The 22,517-nt window shown below is 72.0% G+C and carries 20 protein-coding genes; 9 read left to right on the top strand and 11 right to left on the bottom strand.

The genetic code is table 11. From position 1 onward, the window contains the following. Nucleotides 1-26: 26 nt before the first annotated feature. Entirely contained in the window at nucleotides 27-659 is a 633-nt protein-coding gene (locus OG852_RS26305) for an HAD family hydrolase (protein ID WP_133911994.1), read from the top strand. Here OG852_RS26305 and OG852_RS26310 read toward each other — a convergent pair. Further along, nucleotides 647-904 (bottom strand): hypothetical protein, encoded by a 258-nt coding sequence (locus OG852_RS26310; protein WP_133911995.1) that lies wholly within the window; start codon nucleotides 902-904, stop codon nucleotides 647-649. The genes OG852_RS26305 and OG852_RS26310 overlap by 13 nt on opposite strands. Before the next feature lie 179 nt (nucleotides 905-1,083). Between OG852_RS26310 and OG852_RS26315 the strand changes: the two genes are divergently transcribed. Next, nucleotides 1,084-1,467, top strand: coding sequence for a cold-shock protein (locus OG852_RS26315; protein WP_133911996.1), 384 nt, complete (start codon nucleotides 1,084-1,086; stop codon nucleotides 1,465-1,467). A gap of 15 nt (nucleotides 1,468-1,482) precedes the next feature. Here OG852_RS26315 and OG852_RS26320 read toward each other — a convergent pair whose 3' ends face one another. From OG852_RS26320 to OG852_RS26335, 4 genes are all read right to left on the bottom strand, one after another. Further along, entirely contained in the window at nucleotides 1,483-2,361 is an 879-nt protein-coding gene (locus OG852_RS26320; protein WP_330349123.1) for a 1,4-dihydroxy-6-naphthoate synthase, read from the bottom strand. Next, nucleotides 2,351-3,049, bottom strand: coding sequence for a futalosine hydrolase (locus OG852_RS26325; RefSeq protein ID WP_330349124.1), 699 nt, complete (start codon nucleotides 3,047-3,049; stop codon nucleotides 2,351-2,353). The genes OG852_RS26320 and OG852_RS26325 overlap by 11 nt, the downstream gene beginning before the upstream one ends. A 23-nt stretch (nucleotides 3,050-3,072) precedes the next feature. Further along, a complete protein-coding gene (locus OG852_RS26330; protein ID WP_133911999.1) occupies nucleotides 3,073-3,558 on the bottom strand; it encodes a DUF2771 domain-containing protein in 486 nt (161 codons plus the stop codon). A gap of 62 nt (nucleotides 3,559-3,620) precedes the next feature. After that, nucleotides 3,621-5,054 carry an MFS transporter gene (locus OG852_RS26335; protein ID WP_133912000.1) on the bottom strand — a complete coding sequence of 478 codons (1,434 nt, stop codon included), beginning with the start codon at nucleotides 5,052-5,054 and terminating at the stop codon, nucleotides 3,621-3,623. 303 nt (nucleotides 5,055-5,357) lie between these two features. On the opposite strand from OG852_RS26335, the gene OG852_RS26340 reads away from it, so the two are divergent. Further along, complete coding sequence (locus OG852_RS26340) at nucleotides 5,358-6,284, top strand: DUF3027 domain-containing protein (protein ID WP_133912001.1); 927 nt, start codon at nucleotides 5,358-5,360, stop codon at nucleotides 6,282-6,284. Between the two features lie 22 nt (nucleotides 6,285-6,306). Here the strand turns inward: OG852_RS26340 and OG852_RS26345 are convergent, their stop codons facing one another. Further along, the gene (locus tag OG852_RS26345) at nucleotides 6,307-6,558 is read right to left on the bottom strand and encodes a hypothetical protein (RefSeq protein ID WP_330349125.1); all 252 of its coding nucleotides are present in this window, start codon (nucleotides 6,556-6,558) and stop codon (nucleotides 6,307-6,309) included. A 166-nt stretch (nucleotides 6,559-6,724) separates the two neighbouring features. Here OG852_RS26345 and OG852_RS26350 point away from each other — a divergent pair, with 166 nt between their 5' ends. Beyond that, nucleotides 6,725-9,850 (top strand): sacsin N-terminal ATP-binding-like domain-containing protein, encoded by a 3,126-nt coding sequence (locus OG852_RS26350; RefSeq protein WP_133912003.1) that lies wholly within the window; start codon nucleotides 6,725-6,727, stop codon nucleotides 9,848-9,850. 59 nt (nucleotides 9,851-9,909) lie between these two features. On the opposite strand, the gene OG852_RS26355 is transcribed toward OG852_RS26350, so the two are convergent. Genes OG852_RS26355 through OG852_RS26365 form a run of 3 tightly spaced genes read right to left on the bottom strand, consistent with a single transcriptional unit; the run spans nucleotide 9,910 to nucleotide 14,152 of the window. Continuing rightward, nucleotides 9,910-10,140, bottom strand: a complete 231-nt coding sequence (locus tag OG852_RS26355; RefSeq protein ID WP_133912004.1) for a DUF7683 domain-containing protein — start codon at nucleotides 10,138-10,140, stop codon at nucleotides 9,910-9,912. Nucleotides 10,141-10,167: 27 nt separating this feature from the next. Beyond that, a complete protein-coding gene (locus OG852_RS26360) occupies nucleotides 10,168-10,557 on the bottom strand; it encodes a hypothetical protein (protein ID WP_133912005.1) in 390 nt (129 codons plus the stop codon). Between the two features lie 7 nt (nucleotides 10,558-10,564). Beyond that, nucleotides 10,565-14,152, bottom strand: a complete 3,588-nt coding sequence (locus tag OG852_RS26365; RefSeq protein ID WP_330349126.1) for an ALF repeat-containing protein — start codon at nucleotides 14,150-14,152, stop codon at nucleotides 10,565-10,567. 407 nt (nucleotides 14,153-14,559) lie between these two features. On the opposite strand from OG852_RS26365, the gene OG852_RS26370 reads away from it, so the two are divergent. The 5 genes from OG852_RS26370 to OG852_RS26390 all read left to right on the top strand — a co-directional run bounded on the left by OG852_RS26370 (nucleotide 14,560) and on the right by OG852_RS26390 (nucleotide 19,679). After that, on the top strand, nucleotides 14,560-15,093 hold the full coding sequence (locus tag OG852_RS26370; RefSeq protein ID WP_330349127.1) for a hypothetical protein: 534 nt from the start codon (nucleotides 14,560-14,562) through the stop codon (nucleotides 15,091-15,093). An 81-nt stretch (nucleotides 15,094-15,174) separates the two neighbouring features. Continuing rightward, a complete protein-coding gene (locus OG852_RS26375; RefSeq protein ID WP_330349128.1) occupies nucleotides 15,175-16,749 on the top strand; it encodes an FG-GAP-like repeat-containing protein in 1,575 nt (524 codons plus the stop codon). A gap of 178 nt (nucleotides 16,750-16,927) precedes the next feature. Continuing rightward, nucleotides 16,928-17,860, top strand: a complete 933-nt coding sequence (locus OG852_RS26380) for a hypothetical protein (protein WP_330349129.1) — start codon at nucleotides 16,928-16,930, stop codon at nucleotides 17,858-17,860. A 44-nt stretch (nucleotides 17,861-17,904) separates the two neighbouring features. After that, the gene (locus OG852_RS26385; RefSeq protein WP_330349130.1) at nucleotides 17,905-18,723 is read left to right on the top strand and encodes a hypothetical protein; all 819 of its coding nucleotides are present in this window, start codon (nucleotides 17,905-17,907) and stop codon (nucleotides 18,721-18,723) included. Nucleotides 18,724-18,881: 158 nt separating this feature from the next. Continuing rightward, a complete protein-coding gene (locus OG852_RS26390; RefSeq protein ID WP_330349131.1) occupies nucleotides 18,882-19,679 on the top strand; it encodes a hypothetical protein in 798 nt (265 codons plus the stop codon). A gap of 70 nt (nucleotides 19,680-19,749) precedes the next feature. Here OG852_RS26390 and OG852_RS26395 read toward each other — a convergent pair whose 3' ends face one another. Together OG852_RS26395 and OG852_RS26400 are read right to left on the bottom strand one after the other, a co-directional pair. Further along, the gene (locus OG852_RS26395; RefSeq protein WP_330349132.1) at nucleotides 19,750-22,116 is read right to left on the bottom strand and encodes a cation-translocating P-type ATPase; all 2,367 of its coding nucleotides are present in this window, start codon (nucleotides 22,114-22,116) and stop codon (nucleotides 19,750-19,752) included. A 94-nt stretch (nucleotides 22,117-22,210) separates the two neighbouring features. Continuing rightward, nucleotides 22,211-22,516, bottom strand: coding sequence for a DUF2530 domain-containing protein (locus OG852_RS26400; RefSeq protein ID WP_133912012.1), 306 nt, complete (start codon nucleotides 22,514-22,516; stop codon nucleotides 22,211-22,213). Nucleotide 22,517: the final 1 nt, after the last annotated feature.

The following is a 22,517-nucleotide window of genomic DNA, read 5'->3' on the forward strand; positions in this document are numbered from 1 at the left end:
CGGGCCGACGCCGCCGACCGGGCACAATGGCCCGCATGACCGTCGCCTCCCCCCGCGCCCGCACCGTCGGCTTCGACCTCGACATGACCCTCATCGACTCCCGGCCCGGCATCCACGCCTGCTGGGTGGAGCTGTCCGCGCGGACGAGGACGTACGTCGACGCCGACCTGGTGGTCACCCGGCTCGGGCCGCCGCTGGAGGAGGAGATCGCCCACTGGTTCCCGGCCGAGGACATACCGGCCGTGGCCGGCCTCTACCGCGAGATCTACCCGGCGTACGCCGTCGCGGGCAGCCTCGCGATGCCCGGCGCGCATGACGCCGTCGAGGCGGTGCGGCGGGCGGGCGGCCGGGCGATCGTCGTCACCGCGAAGTGGGAGCCGAACGCCAGGCTGCACATGGAGCACCTGGGCATGCGGCCCGACGCGGTGATCGGCAATCTGTGGGCGGCGCAGAAGGCGGGGGCGCTGCGCGAGCACGGCGCGTCCGTGTACGTCGGCGACCATGTCGGGGACGTGCGCGGGGCGCGGCTCGCCGGGGCGTTCTCGGTGGCGGTGGCCACGGGGCCGTGCAGCGCGGCGGAGCTGACCGAGGCCGGGGCGGACGTCGTGCTGGACGATCTGACCCGGTTCGGTGAGTGGTTCGCCGGCTACGAGGGCTGACGTCCCGCCCGCGCCTGACGCCGGCCCGCCGCGATCGACCGCAGGACGCCGGCGCCCGCGACGAGGAATCCCACGCCCATGAGCATGCTCAGTCCGAACATGTAGGTCGGAAAAGGCGTCGTGCCGAGAAGCAGCGGGGCGATCGTGACGAGGGTGGCCACGGCGCCGACGAAGAAGACGAGGGCGCCGGCACGGATCAGTCGGTCACCGGGAGCGGCGGAATTCGTTTGGGTTTTGTCACGCACCGGACCAGGGTAGTTCCCAGCGCGAAGGAACAACCGGGGGACGTCTTGTCAGTCGCCCGAAGACCATTAGCCTTGGTACCGGCGGGTCATGGTCGACCCGCCCGAGTGCTATCAAGAGCCGTTCCAGAGCTGTTTTTTCCAGAAGCAAGTTTCCGACGAGTACGAGGACGAGGACAGACGTGCCTACCGGCAAGGTCAAGTGGTTCAACAGCGAGAAGGGCTTCGGCTTTCTCTCCCGTGACGACGGCGGTGACGTCTTCGTCCATTCCTCGGTCCTCCCCGCCGGAGTCGAGACACTGAAGCCGGGCCAGCGAGTGGAGTTCGGCGTCGTCGCCGGACAGCGCGGTGACCAGGCCCTTTCCGTCGTCCTCCTCGACCCGACGCCCTCGGTCGCGGCGGCCCAGCGCAAGAAGCCCGACGAACTGGCCTCCATCGTGCAGGACCTGACCACCCTCCTCGAGAACATCACTCCGATGCTGGAGAAGGGCCGTTACCCCGACAAGGCCTCCGGCAAGAAGATCGCCGGCCTGCTGCGCGCGGTCGCCGACCAGCTGGACGTCTGACCCGAAGGGCCCGCCTCAGGGGAAATCGAGCGCGTTCGGCCCGAGGGGCGGCACCAGCCCCTCGGCCGACGCACGGGTCAGCAGGCCCCTGACGGCCGCGTAGCCGGGCTCGCCCAGGTTCGCCGTGAACTCGTTGACGTACAGGCCGATGTGCTGGTCGGCGACGGCCGGGTCCATTTCCTGGGCGTGGGCCATGACGTACGGGCGGGAGACCTCGGGGGCGTCCCAGGCGGCGTGGACGGAGGCGCGGATGGCCTCCGTCAGGCCCGTCAGCGCGGCGGCGCCCAGGGACCGCTTGGCGATGATCGCGCCCAGCGGGATGGGCAGGCCCGTCGTGGACTCCCAGTGCTCACCCATGTCGGCGAGCTTGTGCAGGCCGTAGTTCTGGTAAGTGAACCGCGCCTCGTGGATGACGAGTCCCGCGTCGACCTTGCCGTCCCGCACGGCGGGCATGATCTCGTGGAACGGCAGGACCACGATCTCGCCGACCCCGCCGGGCAGCGTGTCCGCCGCCCAGAGACGGAACAGCAGGTACGCCGTCGACCTCTCGGAGGGGACCGCGACCGTGCGCCCGGCGAGTCCCCCACTGCCGAAAGCGGGGGAGGTGCCCCCGAGCCCCGCCTCCCGGGTCAGGACCAGCGGGCCGCAGCCCCGGCCCAGCGCGCCCCCGCACGGCAGCAGCGCGTACTCGTCGAGGACGTACGGCAGCACGGCGTACGACACCTTGAGCACGTCGAACTCGCCGCGCTCGGCCATGCCGTTGGTGACGTCGATGTCCGCGAACGTCACGTCGAGCGCGGGCGCGCCCGGCACCCGGCCGTGGGCCAGGGCGTCGAAGACGAACGTGTCGTTCGGGCAGGGGGAGTACGCGATCTTCAGCGGTTCACCGGTCATGTGGCTGCCAACTCTCCAGGGCGGGGGCGAGCTTCCCGAAGGCCTCCGTGAGCGCGGCCAGCGCCTCGCCGATGCGCCAGGCGGCCCGGTCGCGGGGGCCCACGGGGTTGGAGACCGCGCGGATCTCCAGGACGGGCGTGCCGTGCGCGACGGCCGCCTCGGCGACCCCGAAGCCCTCCATGGCCTCGGCGAGCGCACCCGGGTGGCGCTCGTGCAGCGCGGCGGCCCGGGAGGCGGTGCCGGTGACCGTGGAGACGGTCAGGATCTCCCCGGTACGGCCCTGGATGGCGGCCTCGGCGACCCGTACGAGTGACTCCGGCGGACGGTGGGTGACGGTCCCGAAGCCCAGCTCGGTGACCGGCAGGAAACCCTCCGGGGTCTCCGCGCCCAGGTCGGCGGCGGTGATCCGGTCGGCGACGACCACGGAGCCGACGGGGGCCCCGGGGAGGAAACCACCGGCGATACCGGCCGAGACGACCAGGGTGTACGGCGCCCCGCGCAGGGCGGCGGCGGTCAGCGCGGCGGAGACGGACGCGGCGGCGCGCGCGGGACCCACGCCGGCGGCCAGGAGGTCGAAGGCCTCGTCGGGGCGGTGGAGGACCACCCCGGGCAGCGGCACCTCCACCCGGCACGGCTCCACGAACGCCTGTGCCACCGCGTCCCGTTCTGCGGGGACCGCGGTGGCCACGAGGACGCGGGCGGAGAACGTGACTAGTCGTCCTTCTTCAGCTTGAACGACCACAGACCCGTCGCGCTCTGGCTGTCCTTCTTGCCGTCGCCGGCCTTGATGGTGACCAGCGTCGAGTTGCCCTGGGCGCCGTACTGGGCGTTGAAGAACACGCTGCCCGGGATGGTGCGGTACGTCTTGTCGCTGTCCTCGGTGAGCGGCTGACCGTTCATCAGGATCGTCCAGCGCTTGTCCGCGACGTCGGGGTCGACACCGAAGCGGACCGTCTCGTCCGGGTCGACGTCGATGGACTTGATGTCCTTGTCGGCCAGGCACTTCGTCAGGGCCGCGGCGTTCAGCGCCTTGCCCTCGCCGCCACAGGTCGCCTCGGAGCTGACCGAGGAGCGGCCGACGGTGATCGTGGACAGCGGCGTCGGCTTGTCACAGGCCGACAGGACGAGCAGTCCGGCGGAAACGGCGCCGGCGGTGGCGACGGCGCGGCGTCGCACTACGGATTGCAGCGTGGTCATGGGGCGAAGGCTATCGGGCGGGTGCCGCGGTCTCTTTATGCGGGGGGCCATGGCGCTGTGTGTTACGCCACGCGGGCCTTCTGCGCCCCTCCGTGGCGGGCCGAGCCGATCAGACCACGGGCCGTCGTCAGCCAGCCGAGCGCGAGCACCGCGGCGGCCAGGCACAGGCCCGCCGTGCCGTTGAGCGGCATCACGATGCCGATCGCGCCGCCCAGCACCCACGCCATCTGCAGCATGGTCTCCGAGCGGGCGAACGCCGACGTCCGCACCAGTTCGGGCACGTCCCGCTGGATCAGCGCGTCCAGCGACAGCTTCGCCAGCGCCAGACAGAACCCGGTCGTCGCCGTGAGGCACGCCACGAGGAACGCGCCGAAGAACACGGCGGCCGTGATCGCCGTGCCCAGGACCACCGCGAGGACCGTCACGATGATGATCTCCGGCGCGCGGGCCCGCAGCCACGCCCCCACCGCCGTGCCCAGCGCGTTGCCCACGCCCGCCGCGACCGCCACTATCCCCAGCGACACGGCCGCGCTGGACCCGGTCAGCGGATGCTCGCGCAGCAGGAAGGCGAGGAAGAAGGTCAGGAAGCCGGACAGCCAGCGCAGCGCGGCGTTCGCGCCCAGGGCGTGGGTGACCGCGATCCCGACGGTCCGCAGACCCGGGCGCTTGACCGGCTGCCGGTGCGGGCCGTGCAGATGCTCCTCGTCCGCCGCGAGCAGCGCCACGTCCTCGCCCTTCGCCGAGTCCACCTTCGGCGGCAGCGAGAACGACAGGAACGTACCCGCCATGAAGATCACGAAGGCGCCGTAGAGCGGCCAGCGCTCCCCGAGCGCCTGGAGCCCCGCGCCGACCGGCGCCGCCACCCCGGTGGCGAGGAGCCCGCCCAGCGTCACCCGCGAGTTCGCCTTCACCAGGGAGAAGCGGGGCGGCAGGAGGCGGGGGACCACCGCGCTGCGGACCACGCCGTACGCCTTCGACGCGACCAGGACGCCCAGCGCCGCCGGGTACAGCTCCAGACTCCCGCTGGCGACCGCGCCGGAGATGATCAGCGCCAGCAGGGCACGGGCGAGCATCGCGCCCGCCATCGCCGCCCGCCGGCCGTGCGGCAGCTTGTCCAGGAGCGGGCCGATCACCGGCGCGAGGACGGTGAAGGGCGCCATGGTGATGGCGAGGTACAGCGCGACCCGGCCGCGGGCCTCGTCCGTCGGCACCGAGAAGAACACGGTGGAGGCGAGCGCGACGGTGATCATCACGTCGCCCGCGCCGTTCACCGCGTGCAGCTCGATCAGTTTGCCCAGGCCGGACTCCCCGGCGCCGTGCGCGTGCGTGGCCTTTCTGATGCCGCGGGCCGTGCCGGTGAACGGCAGGTGCAGGGCACGGCCGACCGCGCGGACGGACCCGCCGACCCGGCCCGAACCGCCGATCCCGCCTCTCCCCTTCGATCCCCTCGTCCCACCGGTCCCGGTGGCACCTTGGGATGCTTTCGCGGCTGCCACTCCGTCATAGTGCCCCGAGACGGGCGCGCATAGTGCGGTTCGGCACGGATGTCGGCGCTCAGGTCCGGGGAAACGTCCCGTCGGTGTAGGCCGAACGTCCGGGAACAGGTAGCGTGCGTAGCGCGCCGTGGCGATCGTTCTCGGCCGCGCGCCTCCCCGCCATCCAGCAGAATGGATGACAGCAGGTGCGCCCGAGCGCGATCGGGCGCGGACGTAAGACGCGGCCCTTCGGTCCGCTCCGTCCGCACCCGCCGCCTTCAGGCCGGCGCACCCGAGAGACGGCGTAGGAGAGAAGCGATACCTGTGAGCGCAGCGACCACGCGAAGCCGCACCCCCGACCGCCTGTGCGCCGAGGCCGTCGACCTCGCCCGCGCCGCAGCCGAGGAGGCTGCCGCGCCCGGCGTGGTCGGCGAGCACGTAGGCCTGCTCTCCGAGGGTGACCGGGTCGTCACGCACTACTTCGAGTGCAAGGAGCTCGGCTACCGCGGCTGGCGCTGGGCGGCGACCGTGGCCCGCGCCTCCCGCGCCAAGGCCGTCACCCTCGACGAGGTCGTCCTGCTGCCCGGCCCCGACGCCGTCCTCGCCCCCGAGTGGGTGCCCTGGAGCGAGCGGCTGCGCCCCGGCGACATGGGCCCCGGCGACCTCCTGCCCACCGACGCCGAGGACCTCCGGCTGGAGCCCGGCTGGTCCGGTGAGGACGAGCCGGCGGCGAACTCGCCCGTCTCGCACGAGATGGCCGAACTGGTCGAGGCCGAGGACGCCGAGGTCACGGCGGCCCCGCCGGCCGCCCTGCCCACCGTCCCGGCGCGCGGCTCGATCTCCGCGGTCGCCGAGGAGCTGGGCCTGCGCCGCGCCCGCGTCCTGTCCCGCTACGGCCTGCACACCGCCGCCGACCGCTGGGAGGAGTCCTTCGGCGCGAAGACCCCCATGGCCCAGGCGGCCCCCGCGACCTGTGTGAGCTGCGGCTTCCTCTCCCCGATCGGAGGCTCCCTCGGCCAGGCCTTCGGCGTCTGCGCCAACGAGTTCTCCCCGGCGGACGGCCGGGTGGTGTCGCTGGCGTACGGCTGCGGCGGTCACTCGGAGGCCGCGGTCATGCCGAAGGCCCCGCAGCCGGCCCCGCCGGTCGTCGACGAGACCAAGGTGGACCCGTTCCCGCTGCGACCGGCGGCGGACTCGGGTTCCGTACCGGCCGCCCCCGACGAGACGACGGCGGACCTGGGACACGCGTAGCCGGGTACGCGAGCCGTTCCCGTCAGCAGTTCTCGCTGATCACGTCCTCGAGGGTGCTCAGCGAGAGCTCGTCGCTCGCGAGCTGATCCCCACGGTCCGCGAGCTGCCGCTCCAGAGCCGCGATCGCCCGCTGGTCCGGGTGGGCCTGCTGTTTCAGCACGGCGATGTCCTCGGTGAGTTTGTCGATCCGTTTCCGCAGCTGCTTGATCGCCTCGCGGGACTCCTTCGCCGTGCGGCGCATCATGGTGCAGGGATCCTCGTGGTCCACGGGCATCTCGGCGCTCCTCGCTCTCCGGCCCCCCATCACCACCTGGGCCCATCGTGCGGGCCCTGCGGGCCACCCGGCACCCGCTGCGGGCGGTCACTGCTCCGTCCGGGCGGACGCCATGCCGGACCCCGCTGCGCGATACCTTCTCCTCACGCCGACGAGGAGAGTGAACGTGAGCAAGTTCGTGCGGCCGGCACCCGAGGGCGCTGATCCCTTCGGCACGGCCCGCCTGCGCCGCGGAGTCCTGGACGCCTGGGCCACCAGTCCCGCCCGTTTCCGCGAGGACGCCAACGCCGAGGAGGACCTCGTCCTCGGCGGCTACCGTGACCGTCTCGTCGTCGAGCTCGCCCAGAACGCCGCCGACGCGGCCGCCCGGGCCGGGGTGCCCGGCCGGCTGCGGCTGACCCTGCGCGACGGCGTCCTCGTCGCCGCCAACACCGGCGCCCCCCTGGACGCGGCCGGTGTCGAGTCCCTCGCCACCCTGCGCGCCTCCGCCAAGCGCGACACCCAGCAGGTGTCCGTGGGCCGCTTCGGCGTCGGCTTCGCCGCCGTCCTCTCCGTCACCGACGAGCCCGCCGTCGTCGGCCGGCACGGCGGCGTCCGCTGGGACCTCGCCGAGGCCCGCGAGCTGGCCGCCGAGACCGCCCGCCACAGCCCCGGCCTCGGCGACGAGATCCGCCGCCGCGACGGACACGTCCCGCTGCTGCGGCTGCCCTTCGCCGCCCAGGGCACCGCCCCGGACCCGTACGACACCGCCGTCATCCTCCCGCTGCGCGACGCGGCGGCCACCGACCTCGCCGAGCGGCTCCTCACCGCCGTCGACGACGCCCTGCTCCTCGCCCTGCCGGGCCTGGAGGAGGTCGTGATCGAGGTCGGCGGCGACGCGCCCCGCACCCTGCGCCGCCTCGCCGACGGCGCCCTCACCGTCGTGGAGGACTCCCAGGAGGGCACCACCCGCTGGCGTACGGCCGCCGCGCACGGGCCGCTCACGCCCGACCTGCTCGCCGACCGTCCCGTGGAGGAGCGGCAGCGACCGCACTGGTCGGTGACCTGGGCCGTGCCCGTCGACGAACAGGACGCCCCGGCGCACCCCCGCACCAGCCCCGTCGTGCACGCCCCCACCCCCAGCGACGAGCCGCTCGGCGTGCCCGCCCTGCTCATCGCGTCCTTCCCCCTGGACCCCACCCGCCGGCACGCGGCCCCCGGCCCCCTCACCGACCATCTCGTGGAGCGCGCGGCCGACGCCTACGCCGAACTCCTCGCCGAGTGGCGGCCGGTGACCCCCGGCATCATCGACCTCGTGCCCGGCCCGCTCGGCAAGGGCGAGCTGGACGGGGCGCTGCGCCGGGCGATCCTCGAACGGCTGCCGCGCACCGCCTTCCTGCCGCCCGCCGTCGAACCCGCCCAGGACGAGGACGGCCTCCCGGAGGTGCTGCGCCCCCGGGACGCCGAGGTGGTGGAGGGCGCGGGCGCGGACACCGTGGAGGTCCTCGCCGAGGTGCTCCCCACCCTCCTGCCCGCCGGTCTGGAGCGGCGCGTCGAGCTGCGCACCCTCGGCGTGGCCCGGATCCCGCTCGCCGACGCCGTCGACCGGCTCGCCGGGCTGGAGAAGGACCCGGACTGGTGGTACCGGCTCTACGACAGCCTCGCCGGCGTCGACCCGGACCGGCTCTCCGGACTGCCCGTGCCCTTGGCCGACGGCCGGACGACGATCGGCCCCCGCCAGGTGCTGCTGCCCGTCGCGGACGAGGCAGGGGCCGACCCGGAGGTCCTCGCCCGCCTCGGCCTGAAGGTCGCCCACGCGGACGCCGCGCACCCCCTGCTGGAGAAGCTCGGCGCCCTGCCCGCCACGCCCCGCGCGGTGCTCACCACCCCGCAGGTGCGGGCCGCGGTCGCCGCCTCCCTCGACGACGACGGCGGGGCCTGGGACGACCAGGACACCCCCGACGCCGAGGAACTGGCCGACACCGTCCTCACCCTCGTCCGGGACGCCGCCCTGGAACCGGGCGACGAACCCTGGCTGGGCGCGCTCGCCCTGCCCGACGAGGACGGCGAACTCGTCCCCGCGGGTGAACTCGTCCTGCCCGGAAGCCCGTTCGCCTCCGTCATCCGCGAGGACGAACTCGCCTTCGTCGACGCTGAGTTGGCGGAGCGGTGGGGGGAGGGCCCGCTCGCCGCCGTCGGCGTCCTCGCCGGCTTCGCGCTCGTCCGCGCCACGGACGTCGTCCTCGACCCCGACGAACTGGAGCCCCGCGAGGGCGACTTCGCCGAGCCGGACGACGCGGGTCTGCTGGACGCCGTGGACGTCTGGTGCGAGGACATCCTCGACCGCTTCCCCGACTCGCCCGTCCCGCCCGTCGCCACCGAACTCGTCGCCGTCCGCGACCTGGACCTCGTGGACGACGACCGCTGGCCCCAGGCCCTCGCCCTCCTCGCCCAGCCCCCACTGCGGGACGCCCTCACCCAGCCCGTGCGGATCCTGCTCCCCGACGGCACCCACGAGGTCGTACGCCCCTACACGGCCTGGTGGCTGCGCGGCCACCCGGTCCTCGACGGCCGCCGCCCGGCGGGCCTGCTGGCGTCCGGCGGCGACCCGCTCCTGCACGGCCTGTACGACGAGGCCGACGCGACCGGCTTCGACGACGAGCAGGTCCTGCGGGCACTGGGCGTACGGACGTCGGTGGCGGCGCTCCTCGACGAGCCGGGCGGCGCGGCCGAACTCCTCGACCGTCTGGCCGACCCCGACCGCCCCGTCACCCCCGCCCAACTGCACGGCCTCTACGGCGCGCTGGCCGACCTCGACCCCGAGCAGGTGACCCTCCCCGACGAGCTGCGGGCGGTCGTCGACGGCCGGGTGGAGGTCGTGGACGCCGCCGACGCGGTGGTCGTCGACTCCCCCGACCTGCTGCCCTTCACCGAGGGCGTCCCGCTCCTCCCCGTCCGCCCGGCCCGGGCCGCCGACCTGGCCGAGCTCTTCCAGGTACGGCGGCTGAGCGAGTCCGTGACGGGGCGGATCGACTCGGAGGGCGCGGAGCACGACGTACCGGAAGCGGTCCACGTCCTCCTCGGCCCGCGCACGCCGTCCGTCTACGTCGAGCACGAGGAACTCGTCGTCGACGGCGTGGAGATCGACTGGCGCCTCACCGACGACGGCGTCCTGCACGCGGCCACCCTGGAGGGCGTCGCCGCCGGCCTCGCCTGGGCGGCGGGCCAGTGGCCCCGCCGCTTCGAGGTCGCGGCCCTCCTGGAGGACCCCTCCCGGACGGGGGAACTGGCCCGGGACCGCTGGTTCGACTGACCCGAACGCACGGCGGGGGCCGCCCGATCCACTCGGACGGCCCCCGCGCGCTTCTCCTCTCAGTCGGCCTCGGGTTCCAGGAAGTACTCGTACTTCTCCAGATCGAGCGCCAGACCGGTCAGCCGCCGGAAGCGCTCGGCGTGCTCCCGCTTCAGCGGATACACGTCGGCCAGATGCTCCGCCGGCATCCCCAGGAGTTCACCGAAGGCCTCCGCGCCGACCGCGGTGACATCGGTGGACGAGTCGGGGTGGTCCTCGCCCTTGGGGTAGCGGGTGACAAGGAAGCTCAAGGGTCGCCTTTCAGAGGACTTGTGGGTTCAGCCCTGGATGTGTGCGTACATCGCCTCGTGCCGTGTGTACATGCGGCCCAGTTCCCGTGGATTTCCGCGGAGGTCCAGGAATTCCAGGACGAGCGCGAAAAGGTGTGCCACGGCCCGGCTGTGCTCGTCCGGCGTCAGATGCTCCGGGTTCTTCCAGCCCTGGAGACCCCTGTCGGGGAACAGCTCCAGGAGAACGAGCTGGTGCCAGTGGAGGCCGATGCACTCGCCCCGCCGCACGACCAGCCACTCCCTGAAGCCCCGCAGCAGACCACCCGATCTGCCGAGGTCGATGCCCGTCAGGAGCAGGGCGGTCGGGTAGTAGGTGCCGTCGAGGCCGAACCCTTCAGGGGTGTCGCGGATCGCCTCGATGAACGCCTTGTCGTTCACTTTCCTCCTAGAAACCGAAGTCGATCTGGTCCTGCTTTCCCCAGTGCGCCTTGTATGCGGCGATGGTGTCGCCGCCCCGTCCGGTCCAGGCGTCGTAGACGCGGCCGTTGTACACCACCACGACGTGGTGGTACCAACCCGAATCCTTCTTGCGGTAGCTGGGGAGCATCAGACTGGTATTGGGCTTCGGCTTGATGGTGAAGAGCGTGCCGCCCCCGAGGCTCTTCCTGATCTTCTCGGCGCAGGCCTCGCAGCCGAAGGAGTCCGGGATCTCGGACACGTCCCGGGGCAGCCCGGGGACCTTGTGCTCGCCGCACGGCACCCCCCTCGACGCGGCGGCAGCGGCGGTGGTGAAGGAGGCCTTCGTCGCCGTGCGCAGAGGCGCCTTGGAGACGATCTTGCAGCCGCGTTTGAGCAGCTTCAGCTCGTCGTAGACCCGCTCCAGCGCCTTGAGCTTGCCGCCGAGCAGCGCGTCCACCGCGACGCCCTTGCAGTTGTCGAAGTCCTTCTTCTGCAGGCACTGCTCGAACTCGCTGAGTCCGAGGAGTTCCTTCTCGAGGTTCCAGAGGTCCTCCATCGCATCGCCGAACTCCTTGCCGTGCGCCACGATGTCGCAGGCGATCTCCGAGTGCTGGCACCAGCGGGCGAAGCCCTCCGGATCGCACGGGATGTACCCCTGCTGGCAGCGGTACTGCTCGGCCGGGCTCGGCCCGTTCTCCGCCCTCTCCTTCGCCTCGACGGCGGCCTTGCGCCGTTTCTCCTCCTCTTCCCGGTACTTGGTGACCGCGACGGTGAACGCCTCGGTGGCCGCCTTGAGCGCGGCGTCCGCGCTCTTGCCGGCCTCGACGGCCGACCTGCGGGCCTCGTCGGCGTAGTACGCCGCCGTGGTCGCGGAGGCCTGCGCCGACTCGGAGGACAACGTGGCGTCCGCCGCCGACCTCGCGGCGCTCGCCGCGTCGGCGTCCGCGCGGTTCGCGGCGTCCCGGGCCGTCCGTGCGGAGGCCGCCGCCTGGGCCGCCGACGCCTCGGCGTCCTTGGCGTACCGGTCGGCCTGATCGGCGTAGCCCTGCGCCTTGGCCTTGGACTCGTTCGCCTTCTTCGCCCACTCGCTCGCCTCGGCGGCCGCCTTGCGGGCGGTGGCGGCGACCTTCTGCGCGGTCGCGGCGTTCTGCTGGGCGGTGGCCGCGACCTTCGCCGCGTCCGCGATCAGTTTCTGGACCTGGGCCACATGGGTGGCGGCCAGTTGGTCCTTGCGCAGCGCCTTGTACTGCCCGGAGACGACGAAGGCGTGCAGCGCCTGCGGTGAGCCCGCCAAAGCGATCCTGGCCGCCGACCTCACCTCGGGGGTGCCCGCGTCGATGAGCTGTGCCGCCCGCACCCGCTCGTCCTGGGTCCGCGCGTTGTGCTGCGCGGTGACGAGGAACTCGCTGTACTTCTTAGGATCGCCGGAGGCGAGGGCGGCCCGCCCGGTGTCGGTGAGGACCGGTCCGGCGCCGTCGAGGACCCTGGCGATCGCGACACGCATGCCCTGGGCGCCCGCTTGGTACTGCCCGTTCGCGACGAACGCGGAGACGGCCGCGGCGTCGCCGTCCAGCGCCGTCTCGGCCGCGTCGCGCACGGCCTTGTCGGCGCTCTCCTCGGCGAGGCGCTCCACGTAGGATCGCTCGTCCTGCTGCCGGGCGGTCGTCCAGCCGTCGCGGAGGTAGTCGACGACGACCTCGTCCGGGCCGGCCAGGGCCGCCTCGGCGGCGGAGCGGCCCCACGCGGTGCCGTTGTTCATCACCAGCACGGCCAGCGCGCGGCCCCGGTCGGCGACGGCGGCGAGGTCGGCGCCGGGCTTCGCGGCCTCGGCCACCAGCCGGTCCCGCTCGGCGTCCCGGTCCTCGGCGGCCTTCACCCGCGCGGTCCGCGCCTCGGTGCGGGCGTCGGCCTCGGCCTTGTCCTGCTTGGCCAGTTCGATGCCCGCGTTGGTACGGCCGAGGAGTTCCTCGGTCTCGACCTCCCGGGCGAGGGTGAAGATCTGCTGGGCCTTGGTCACGGCCGCGGTGGCCGCGGTGGCCGCGGTGGTCGCGGCGTTCGCGTGCTCCGTCGACCGCGCCGCGGCCTTCGCGGACTCACCGGCGTGCTTGGCCGCGTCCAGGGCGGCGGTGGCGGCGTTCTTCGCGTGGGTGGCCGCCGACCGCGCGGCGTCCCGCGCCTCGCGGGCGGCTGCGGCCGCCTTGCGGGCCAGGGCCTCGGCGGCGTTCGCGGCACGGTTCGCCTCGGCGGCGTGACCCTTCGCGGCGGCAGCGGCGGCGCGTGCCTCGGCGGCAGCGGCGCTCGACTGGCCCGCGTAGGTGCCGGCTTGCGTGGCGGCGTCGGCGGCGGCGTTGGCGTTCGCCCCCGCGCTCGCCGCGAAGTGCGCGGCGTCGCCCGCCGCGTCGGCCGCCTTGGACGCCTGGTCGGCGGCGTCGGCGGCCAGGTCGGCGCCGTCGGCGGCCTTCTGCGCGGCCTCGGCGGCGACCTTCGCCGCATCCGCGTTCTTGGCGTCCACCGCCGCGTCGGCCGCGGCGTTACGGGCCCGCGAGGCGGCCTGGGAGGCACCGGCCGCGGCGGCGGCCGCCTGCGAGGCAGCGTTGGCCGCGACCCGGGCCGAGTTGTTCGCGGCGTTCGCGGCGTCGATCGCCCGCTGAGCCGAACTCGCCGCCTGGGACGCGGCGGTGGCGGCCCGCTTGGCGGCCCGCGCGGCCTTGTCGGTGTCCTCCTTGGCGGCCTTGGCCTCGGCCTCGGCCTCCAGCGCGGCCTCCTTGGCGAGCTGCGAGGCCTGCACCGCCTTGGCGGACTCGGCCTTGGCGGCGGCGGTCTGGGCGGCCGCCTGCCGTCCCGCCTCCTTCGCCTGCTCGGCGAGCTGGGCGACGGTGGCGTGCTCCTGGTCCTTGGCCCGGGCGACGAACTGGCCGACCTCAAGGAACTCCCGGACGTCCGCCGGGCCGCCGTTCAGCGCGATGCGCCCGGCCGCCCGCACATTGGTGCCACCGACGCCGACGATCTGGGCGAGCTGCACCCGCTCGTCCTGCTCGCGCTGGGTGTACTGGACTTCTTGGAGGAACTCCCGTACGTCGTCGGGGCTCCCCTTGAGCGCGGTCCTCCCGGCCTCCTGGACGTTGGGTCCGGCCGTGTCGATGATCTGGGCGACCCGAACCCGGTTGTCCTGCCGCATCGGTGCTTCCCAGCCCCAGCTGACGAAGCTCTCCAGCTCCTCACGGGGCCCGGCGAGCGCCTTGCGGGCCGCGGCGATCAGTTCGGGACCGCCGACGCTCGCGATCTGCGCGGCGGTCACCCGCTCGTCCTGGAAGACCAGGTTGTCCGCGGCGTCGAGGAAGGTCCGTACGTCGTCGTCGCTGCCGGTCAGCGCGGCCTCGGCCGCCGCCCGGACCCCGGGCCCGCCCTCCCGCCAGTAGTCGACGACCAGGCCGCGGTCGGCGGCCGTCACCTCCGCCCCGGCGGCGAGCCGGACACCCGTCTCGGTGCTTGCCGCCGCCGCTGCGGGCGGTGCGCCCAGCAGGCCGACGGCGAGGGCCAGGGGCAGGAGACCCAGAGCCGTTCTGCGTATCACACGTGTGGCTTTCCCGGCGGTATCGAACTGGTCAGTTCTTCGATTCACTGGGTACCTGTCTGTTAATCGGCGACGACCCCCGAAATGCGAGTCGCCGAATGGTCGACGGGTAAGCATAGTCATCGTTCACCGCGTTATGGAGGCCATTCTCCGGCAGGGCACAGATCGGACAATGGGTGCTTCGGGGCAGGTTTCGTCAGGCCTGGCGCGAGGTGGCGAATTATGTGTTGACGTTGACTGGCTCTATGCATACGCTATGCCTTGACTTTGCTTCGGAGGACCGGCCTGACCAGCCGATGTCCCAGCCGGGCTCACATCTTCAGGGGGTTTGAACGGGGACCGGTGGCGCCTGCGCGCACCGGCTTATCAGGGCATTTCTCGCGACCGTGACCGGTTGCCGCCCACGCATGTCCATGTCCAGAAGGGACTTCTCGGTGCCTTTTCGTGCCCGAAATCTCATCGTCTCCGGAATCGTGGTCACGTGCGCCACGCTCACCGGTATTTCCGTGGCCTCCGCCGATGATCCACCGCAATCACCGGAAAACTCGAATCCGCCCGTCGCGGTCGAGGACTACGGTTATCCGGGTGCCGACAAAATCCTGGCGGAAAAAGGAATCAAGCTGAAGAAGGGCGACGGTCGCATCCTGCTGGCCGACTGTGATCCGGCCGCCCCGCAGATCAGGGTCCAGACCATCGGCGACCCGGCCGCCGGCCGCGAGGACACCTACTGCTTCCGGACCATCGGTACGACGGGCCACCTCACGCTGGAACTGCCCCGGGTGTTCGGTCTTGAGGCCGCGGACCATCCGATCAGCGCCGACCTCACGGCGAACGGACAGACCACCTCGGTCGACGTCCCCAAGAACGACTGGAAGTCCGTCGGTGAAGGAACCAGCGGCGGACCGCGCTCGGTGCTCGTCGAGCTCCGCGTCACCGGCTGACCGACTGCCGGCACCACCCCGCCGTACGGCCGGGCAGACACCCCGACCCGGGGATTCGAGATGCGAGATGCGAGGGAAATCGTGAAAGACGTCCGTCCGCGCAGGACGCGCATGGTGTGGGCCACCGGACTCGCCGCCGCCGGTCTGACCAGCGGTCTGCTGGCCGCGGCCCCGGCCCAGTCCGTCGTCGGCGACCAGGTCGTGGACGGCGCCGACCAGTCCACGGTCAAGGTCCATGTCGCCGGCGGCACCGACGACGAACGCGCCTGCTCCGGCGCCCTGGTCGACGCCCAGTGGGTCCTCACCGCGGCGAGCTGCTTCGCCGCCGACCCGCAGCAGGCCACCGCGCTCACCAAGGGCGCCCCGCCGCTGCCCGCCGTGGTGACCGCCGACGGCAACAAGCCCGCCGCGAAGGCACTGCGGGACCAGAAGGTCCAGGAGATCGTCCCCTACCCGGGCCGGGACCTGGTCATGGCCCGCTTCAACCCGGTCTCGGCCGACGACGCGCTCGGCGGACCGTTCCCCGACATCTCGGCCGCTCAGCTCAGCGGGACCGCCCCCGCCCAGGGCGACCAGCTCAGGACGGTCGGTTACGGCCGTACCAAGCTGGAGTGGACCCCCGAGCGCGCCCACACCGGCGCCTTCGGCGTGGACCTCGTCAACCCGACCACCCTCGCGCTCTCACCCACCGCCTCCGGGGCGGCCCTGTGCAAGGGAGACGCGGGCGGACCGGTGCTCAACGCCTCCGGCCGGGTCGTCGGCGTCGTCAGCCGGTCCTGGGACACCGGCTGCCTCAACTCGCAGGAGACCCGTACCGGCGCGGTCGCCACCCGCGTCGACGACATCGCGGACTGGGTCCAGCAGGTGCGGCTCAGCTCCCGCCAGAAGCAGATCACCGACGTCATGACGGCGGGCGACTTCAACGGGGACGGCCGTACGGATGTCGTCTCCCTGATGAAGCCGGGGTACGCCCAGGTGTTCCACGGGCGGGCGGATGGGACGTTGCAGTTCGGGGGCTCCTTGGCCACCGTCGGGCGCAGCAACCAGAAGCGGCTCGTCGCCGGGGACTTCACCGATGCCCGGGGCCTCGAAGTTATCTCGGTCGACGCCGAGGGCGACCTCGTCCTGCACAGCCAGGGCCGCCGTCCCTGGCCGCCGAACCTGTTCGACCGGACCAAGCTGTGGACCGACGCCACCTGGAAGGACGGCCTGCCCGTCGCCAACCTGCGCACCGGCACCGCCGCACGGGACACCCCGCTCTTCCAGTGGCCCGACGGCTCCCTCTACACCTACAAGCGGGACGCCGACGGCAACCTGGTCAACCAGAAGAAGTCGATGTGGCCGGACAAGACGTGGAAGAAGAGGCTCATCGCCACGGCCGACTTCACCGGTGACGGACGCGACGACATCGCCGCCGTCGCGAGCGACGGGGCGCTGCACCTCTACCCGGGCAAGAGCGACGGCACCTTCGACAAGGCCAAGTCGATGTGGCCCGACAAGACCTGGGGCGGTATGCGCGTCGTCCTGGGCGGTGACTTCGACGGCGACGGCAAGGCCGACCTCGCCGCCGTGACGACCGCCGGCGACCTGCGTCTGTACGCCGGTGACGGCAAGGGCGCGCTCGCGGCCGGCAGGACCATGTGGCCGAAGGTCTGACCGAACGAGGGCGACTGGCCGAGGGGGCGTCAGAAAATCTTCTTCACTTCGTACAACTATTCACAACAGTCGCGCATCTGACCCCATGAGCCAACAGGCTTCACCATCACTTGGGCCCTGTGCGAGACGAGCCGTGGGGAACGCCACCGCCAGGGTCCTTTCTTCACCGGGGGATTGCATGCGCATCCGTGCCACCGTGGGCGCCGTCACCGGCGCCCTGGCTCTCTCCGCCCTCGCCGTGCCGGCCGCGCAGGCCGCGGGCGCCGCCCATGGCAAGGCCGACGCCTCCGATGTCGTTCAGGCCGTGCACCAGGCCGCCTCGGGCAGAAGCACTTTCACCGGTACCGCCCCCGCCGCGGACGAGCCCTATCCGCTGGACGTCACGTTCTCCGGTGTGAAGGTCAACAACGGCAAGCCGATCGTGGTCGGCACCACCAACAAGGTGACCGTTCCGGTGACGTACAGCGTCACCCACCCGGCCGACCTGGACCTCAACGCGGACGACGTCTGGATGGACGTCGTCATCTACCGGGGCGCCTTCGGTGACCCGGCCGGCAAGGAACTGATCGGCGACAACTGGCCGACCTGCGCCGCGGTGTCGACGACGGTCGCCAGCTGCAAGGGCACCATCGACATCTACCCGCGCGACGAGCTCAGCAACACCGACGCCACCGGCTGGAAGGCGGGCGGCTACATCATCGACTGGAACGGCCAGGACCCGTTCAGCGACGACATCGACATCACCAAGGTCGGCTACGCCGAGCAGGCGGGCCTCGCCACCACCAAGCTCCAGCGCTACTCCAAGCTGACCGTCAACGCCTCCCCCGAGCCGGTGAAGAAGGGCAGGACCATCACCGTCACGGGCAAGCTGTCCCGCGCCAACTGGGACACCAACAAGTACGCGGGCTACACGGGCCAGCCGGTGAAGCTGCAGTTCCGCAAGAAGGGCAGCTCCACCTACACCACCCTGAAGACCATCAAGACCAGCTCCACCGGCACCCTCAAGACCACGGTCAAGGCGTCGGCGGACGGTTACTTCCGCTACAGCTTCGCGGGCACCTCGACGACCCCGGCGGTCAACGCCGCGGGTGACTTCGTCGACGTCAAGTGAGCAACCCAGTCATCCGTACTTCTCTGCACCAGAGGAACACCAGCATGCGCGTACGCGCCCTCGTCGTCGCCGCCACCGGCGCCGTCGCCCTCTCCGCCCTCGCCGTGCCGGCCGCCCAGGCCGCGCCGACCGTCCCGGCGGGGCCCGCCGTCACCTTCTCCAACGTGAAGATCAACGGCGGCAAGAACGTCGTGGTCGGCCCGACCACGAAGGTCACCGTCTCGGCGAGCTACACCGTCACCAAGTCCGCGAGCCAGAGCGCCGACTCCCTCTTCACCTTCCCCGTCCTCTACCGCGGTGCCGCGCTCACGCTGGACACCCCGGACAAGGACGTGTGGGGCGGCGACGAGCCCGGCACCTGCACGGCTTCCTCCTCGACCGTGCTGAAGTGCACGGCGAAGATCCAGTTCCGGCCGACGGACAACACCGACTACGGCGACCTGACCAACGCCCACGCGGGCGCGTGGAAGATCGGCGGGGCCGCGGTGGACATCGAGACCAGCGGAGTCACCCCGCTGAGCAACCTCGGCAGCATCAAGGTCCAGCGCAAGGCCACCCTCACCACCAACGCCACCCCGGAGCCGGTGAAGAAGGGCAAGACCATCACGGTCACCGGCAAGCTGGCCCGCGCCAACTGGGACACCAACAAGTACGCGGGCTACGCCACCCAGCCGGTGAAGCTGCAGTTCAAGAAGAAGGGCGCCACCGCCTACACGACGGTGAAGACCATCAAGAGCGGCTCCACCGGCGCGCTCAAGACCACGGTCAAGGCGACGGCGGACGGCTACTTCCGCTACGTCTTCGCCGGCACCACCACGACCGCGCCGGTCACCTCCTCCGCCGACTTCATCGACGTGAAGTAAGGCGCGCGGGCAGCGAGAAGGATCAGGGTAAGGAGAGCGGAAGGCATGCCCTTCCCCTCTCCTTACCTTTTTCCGTACAACGCGCCCCATGGGTCACGGATCTCACTCAACGAGTCAACAGACTCCCGAGATCACTTCTCTCCTCATGGGGAACGCACATGCGCATACGCGCCCTCGTCCTCGCCGCCTCCGGCGCCGTGGCCCTGACCGCCCTCGCCGTGCCCGCCGCGCAGGCCGCCCCGGCCGGTCCCGCCGTCACCTTCTCCGCCCTGAAGGTCAACAGCGGCAAGAACATCGTCGTCGGCCCCACGACGACGGTCACCGTCACGGCCACCTACACGCTGACCAAGCCCGCGAGCCTGGACCCGAACACCATCGCGAGCCTGCCGGTGCTCTACCGCGGCGCCACCCTCGGCGACGACTCCGACGGCCTCTCCGGCGACGATGTCGCCACCTGCGCCACGTCCTCCTCGACCGTCCTGAAGTGCACGGCGAAGATCCAGTTCCGCCCGATGTCCTCGGACGCGGAAATCGATCTGACCAATGCCGATGCCGGGAGCTGGAAGCTGGGCGCCCTCGCGGCGAACGCGGCCGGCGGCGTCACCTACCAGGGCGACCTCGGCACCACCAAGCTGCTGCGCAAGGCCACCCTCACCACCGACGCCACCCCGGAGCCGGTGAAGAAGGGCAGGACCATCACGGTCACCGGCAAGCTGGCCCGCGCCAACTGGGACACCAACAAGTACGCGGGCTACGCCACCCAGCCGGTGAAGCTGCAGTTCAAGAAGAAGGGCGCCACCGCCTACACGACGGTGAAGACCATCAAGAGCGGCTCCACCGGCACCCTGAAGACCACGGTCACCGCCTCCGCGGACGGCTACTACCGCTACGTCTTCGCGGGCACGTCCACCACGGCCCCGGTGAACTCGGCCGCGGATTTCATAGACGTCCAGTAACGCGAGCCAAGGGGCGCGGGGAACCGCGTGACAAGCCACAACGCACCCGCGCCCGAACAACGCACCCGCGCTAAACGGAGAAGCGGCGGTCGACCCACCCCCACACGACCTCCAGCCCGACCGCCGCCACTCCCGCGATCCCCACCGCGATCCACGGCATCGTCATCCCCACCAGCCGCAGCGCGAAGAAATCCTGCAGCCAGGGCACCATCAGCACCACCAGGAACCCCGCCCCCATGGAAGCGACCAGCACCACCCGCCACCATGTGTACGGCCGGGCCACGATCGCCAGCACCCACATCGAGATCAGGAACAGGGTGAGCGTGGCGACGCTGGTCTCCGCCTCCAACGCTCCCGCCCCGCTGTAGTAGTGACGGGCGATCAGGTACGACACGAAGGTGGCCACCCCGGCCACCACCCCACCCGGGATCGAGTACCGCATGACCCGCCGCACGAAATGCGGCCGGGCCCGTTCCTTGTTGGGGGCGAGGGCGAGGAAGAACGCCGGAACGCCGATGGTGAGGGTGGACAGGAGCGTCACGTGCCGGGGCAGGAAGGGGTACTCGACCTGCCAGCACACCACCAGCAGCGCCAGCAGCACCGAGTAGACCGTCTTCACCAGGAACAGCGTCGCCACCCGCGTGATGTTGCCGATCACCCGCCGCCCCTCCGCCACCACCGACGGCAGGGTGGCGAAGCTGTTGTTCAGCAGCACGATCTGCGCGACGGCGCGCGTCGCCTCCGAGCCCGAGCCCATCGCCACGCCGATGTCCGCGTCCTTGAGCGCGAGCACGTCGTTGACGCCGTCGCCGGTCATCGCGACCGTGTGCCCCCGGGACTGCAGCGCCCCGACCATGTCCCGCTTCTGCTGCGGGGTGACCCGCCCGAACACCGTGCCCTCGTCGAGGACCGCGCCCATCTCCCCGGGCTCCGCGGGCAGTCGCCGCGCGTCGACCGTACGGCCCTTCAGTCCCAGCTTGGCGGCCACCGCCCCCACCGACACCGCGTTGTCCCCGGAGATCACCTTGGCCCGGACGTCCTGCTCGGCGAAGTAGCGCAGGGTGTCGGCGGCATCGGGCCGCAGGCGTTGTTCCAGTACGACGAGGGCGACGGCCCCCGCCGCCTTGGCGACGTCGGGATCGCCGAGGTCGCGTGGGGTCCGCGCGAGCAGCAGCACCCGTAGGCCCTGTTCGTTGAGCCGTCCGGTCTCGGCGAGGGCGGGGTCGTCGTCGTCCAGGAGGACGTCCGGTGCGCCCAGCAGCCAGGTACTGCTCTCGCCGTCGCCCTCGTGGAAGGTGGCGCCGCTGTACTTGCGGGCGGAGGAGAAGGGGAGGGCCTCGGTGCGGCGCCATTCCTCGGCGCCGGGGTAGGCGTCGATGATCGCCCGCAGGGAGGCGTTCGGGCGGGGGTCGGACTCGCCGAGCGCGCCGAGCACCTTGCGCACGTACGCCTCGTCGGCTCCGTCGAGGGTGCGCAGCTCGGTGACGTCCATGCCGCCCTCGGTGAGGGTGCCGGTCTTGTCGAGGCAGACGGTGTCGACGCGGGCGAGCCCCTCGATGGCGGGCAGTTCCTGCACCAGGCACTGCTGGCGGCCGAGCCGGATCACGCCGATCGCGAAGGCGACGGAGGTGAGCAGGACCAGCCCCTCCGGGACCATCGGGACGATCCCGCCGACGGTCCGGGCGATGGACTCCTTGAGGTCGTTGTTCTTCACGAAGAGCTGGGTGACGACCAGACCGAGCGCGGCCGGGACCATCATCCAGGTGACGTACTTGAGGATGGTGGAGATGCCGGAGCGCAGCTCGGAGTGGACGAGGGTGAACCGGGAGGCCTCCTCGGCGAGCTGGGCGGCGTAGGCCTCGCGGCCCACCCTGGTCGCCCGGAAGGCGCCGCCGCCGGCCACCACGAAGCTGCCGGACATGACCTGGTCCCCGGGGTGCTTGACGACCGGGTCGGCCTCGCCGGTGAGCAGTGACTCGTCGATCTCCAGCCCGTCGGCCTCGACGCACACCCCGTCGACGACGACCTTGTCGCCGGGGCCGATCTCCACGACGTCGTCGAGCACGAGGTCGGCGGTGGCGACCTCGGTCGAGGTGCCGTCGCGGCGCACGGTCGGCCGGACCTCCCCGATGACGGCGAGGGAGTCGAGGGTCTGCTTGGCGCGCCACTCCTGGATGATGCCGATCCCGGTGTTGGCGAGGATGACGAACCCGAAGAGGCCGTCCTGGAAGGGGGCGACGGCGAGGACGATGAGCCACAGGACGCCGATGATGGCGTTGAACCGGGTGAAGACGTTGGCGCGGACGATCTCCCCGACCGACCGGCTGCTGCGCACGGGTACGTCGTTCACCTGACCGCGCGCGACGCGCTCCGCGACCTCGGCGGCGGTGAGCCCGGTCGCCGCCGGCACGGTGGCGGTTGCGTCGATAGGGGGCATGGAATCGACGGTACGTGCGGATTTGGGGGTTCACCCCCCGAAGACGCGGAAGATCCGACCTGGGGAGGACCCGGGTAGTGCGGAGGGTGTACGGCTACTCGGCGGGAGCCTGTTCGGTCTCCTGCTCGGTCGCCCGCGCCGGATCGGCCTCCGCCGCCGCCCGCGCCCGCTTGATCGCCGCGTCCCGTCGGCGGGTGATCCGGATGCCGAGGAGGCCCAGCGCGCCCCCGGCCAGGCAGGTCCACAGCCACCACAGATGGCCGTGGTCGTCGAACCAGCCGTAGAAGGGGAGCTGTGCGAGGAAGAGGACGAACCAGATGATCGTGCCGCCGGTGATGACCGGGACCACGGGCCCTTCGAGGGGCTCCGGAGCCTCATGCTTGGGTGTCCACTTCGCCATG

Source organism: Streptomyces sp. NBC_00582 (genome assembly GCF_036345155.1).
In the GTDB taxonomy this organism is placed as follows: Bacteria; Actinomycetota; Actinomycetes; order Streptomycetales; family Streptomycetaceae; genus Streptomyces.

Excerpts from the sequence above, each read along its gene's own strand:
- OG852_RS26305 (WP_133911994.1), top strand. The coding sequence starts at position 27 with ATGGCCCGCATGACCGTCGCCTCCCCCCGCGCCCGCACCGTCGGCTTC.
- OG852_RS26320 (WP_330349123.1), bottom strand. The coding sequence starts at position 2,361 with ATGACCGGTGAACCGCTGAAGATCGCGTACTCCCCCTGCCCGAACGAC.
- OG852_RS26330 (WP_133911999.1), bottom strand. The coding sequence starts at position 3,558 with ATGACCACGCTGCAATCCGTAGTGCGACGCCGCGCCGTCGCCACCGCC.
- OG852_RS26345 (WP_330349125.1), bottom strand. The coding sequence starts at position 6,558 with ATGCCCGTGGACCACGAGGATCCCTGCACCATGATGCGCCGCACGGCG.
- OG852_RS26370 (WP_330349127.1), top strand. The coding sequence starts at position 14,560 with ATGTCCATGTCCAGAAGGGACTTCTCGGTGCCTTTTCGTGCCCGAAAT.
- OG852_RS26380 (WP_330349129.1), top strand. The coding sequence starts at position 16,928 with ATGCGCATCCGTGCCACCGTGGGCGCCGTCACCGGCGCCCTGGCTCTC.
- OG852_RS26385 (WP_330349130.1), top strand. The coding sequence starts at position 17,905 with ATGCGCGTACGCGCCCTCGTCGTCGCCGCCACCGGCGCCGTCGCCCTC.
- OG852_RS26390 (WP_330349131.1), top strand. The coding sequence starts at position 18,882 with ATGCGCATACGCGCCCTCGTCCTCGCCGCCTCCGGCGCCGTGGCCCTG.
- OG852_RS26395 (WP_330349132.1), bottom strand. The coding sequence starts at position 22,116 with ATGCCCCCTATCGACGCAACCGCCACCGTGCCGGCGGCGACCGGGCTC.
- OG852_RS26400 (WP_133912012.1), bottom strand. The coding sequence starts at position 22,516 with ATGGCGAAGTGGACACCCAAGCATGAGGCTCCGGAGCCCCTCGAAGGG.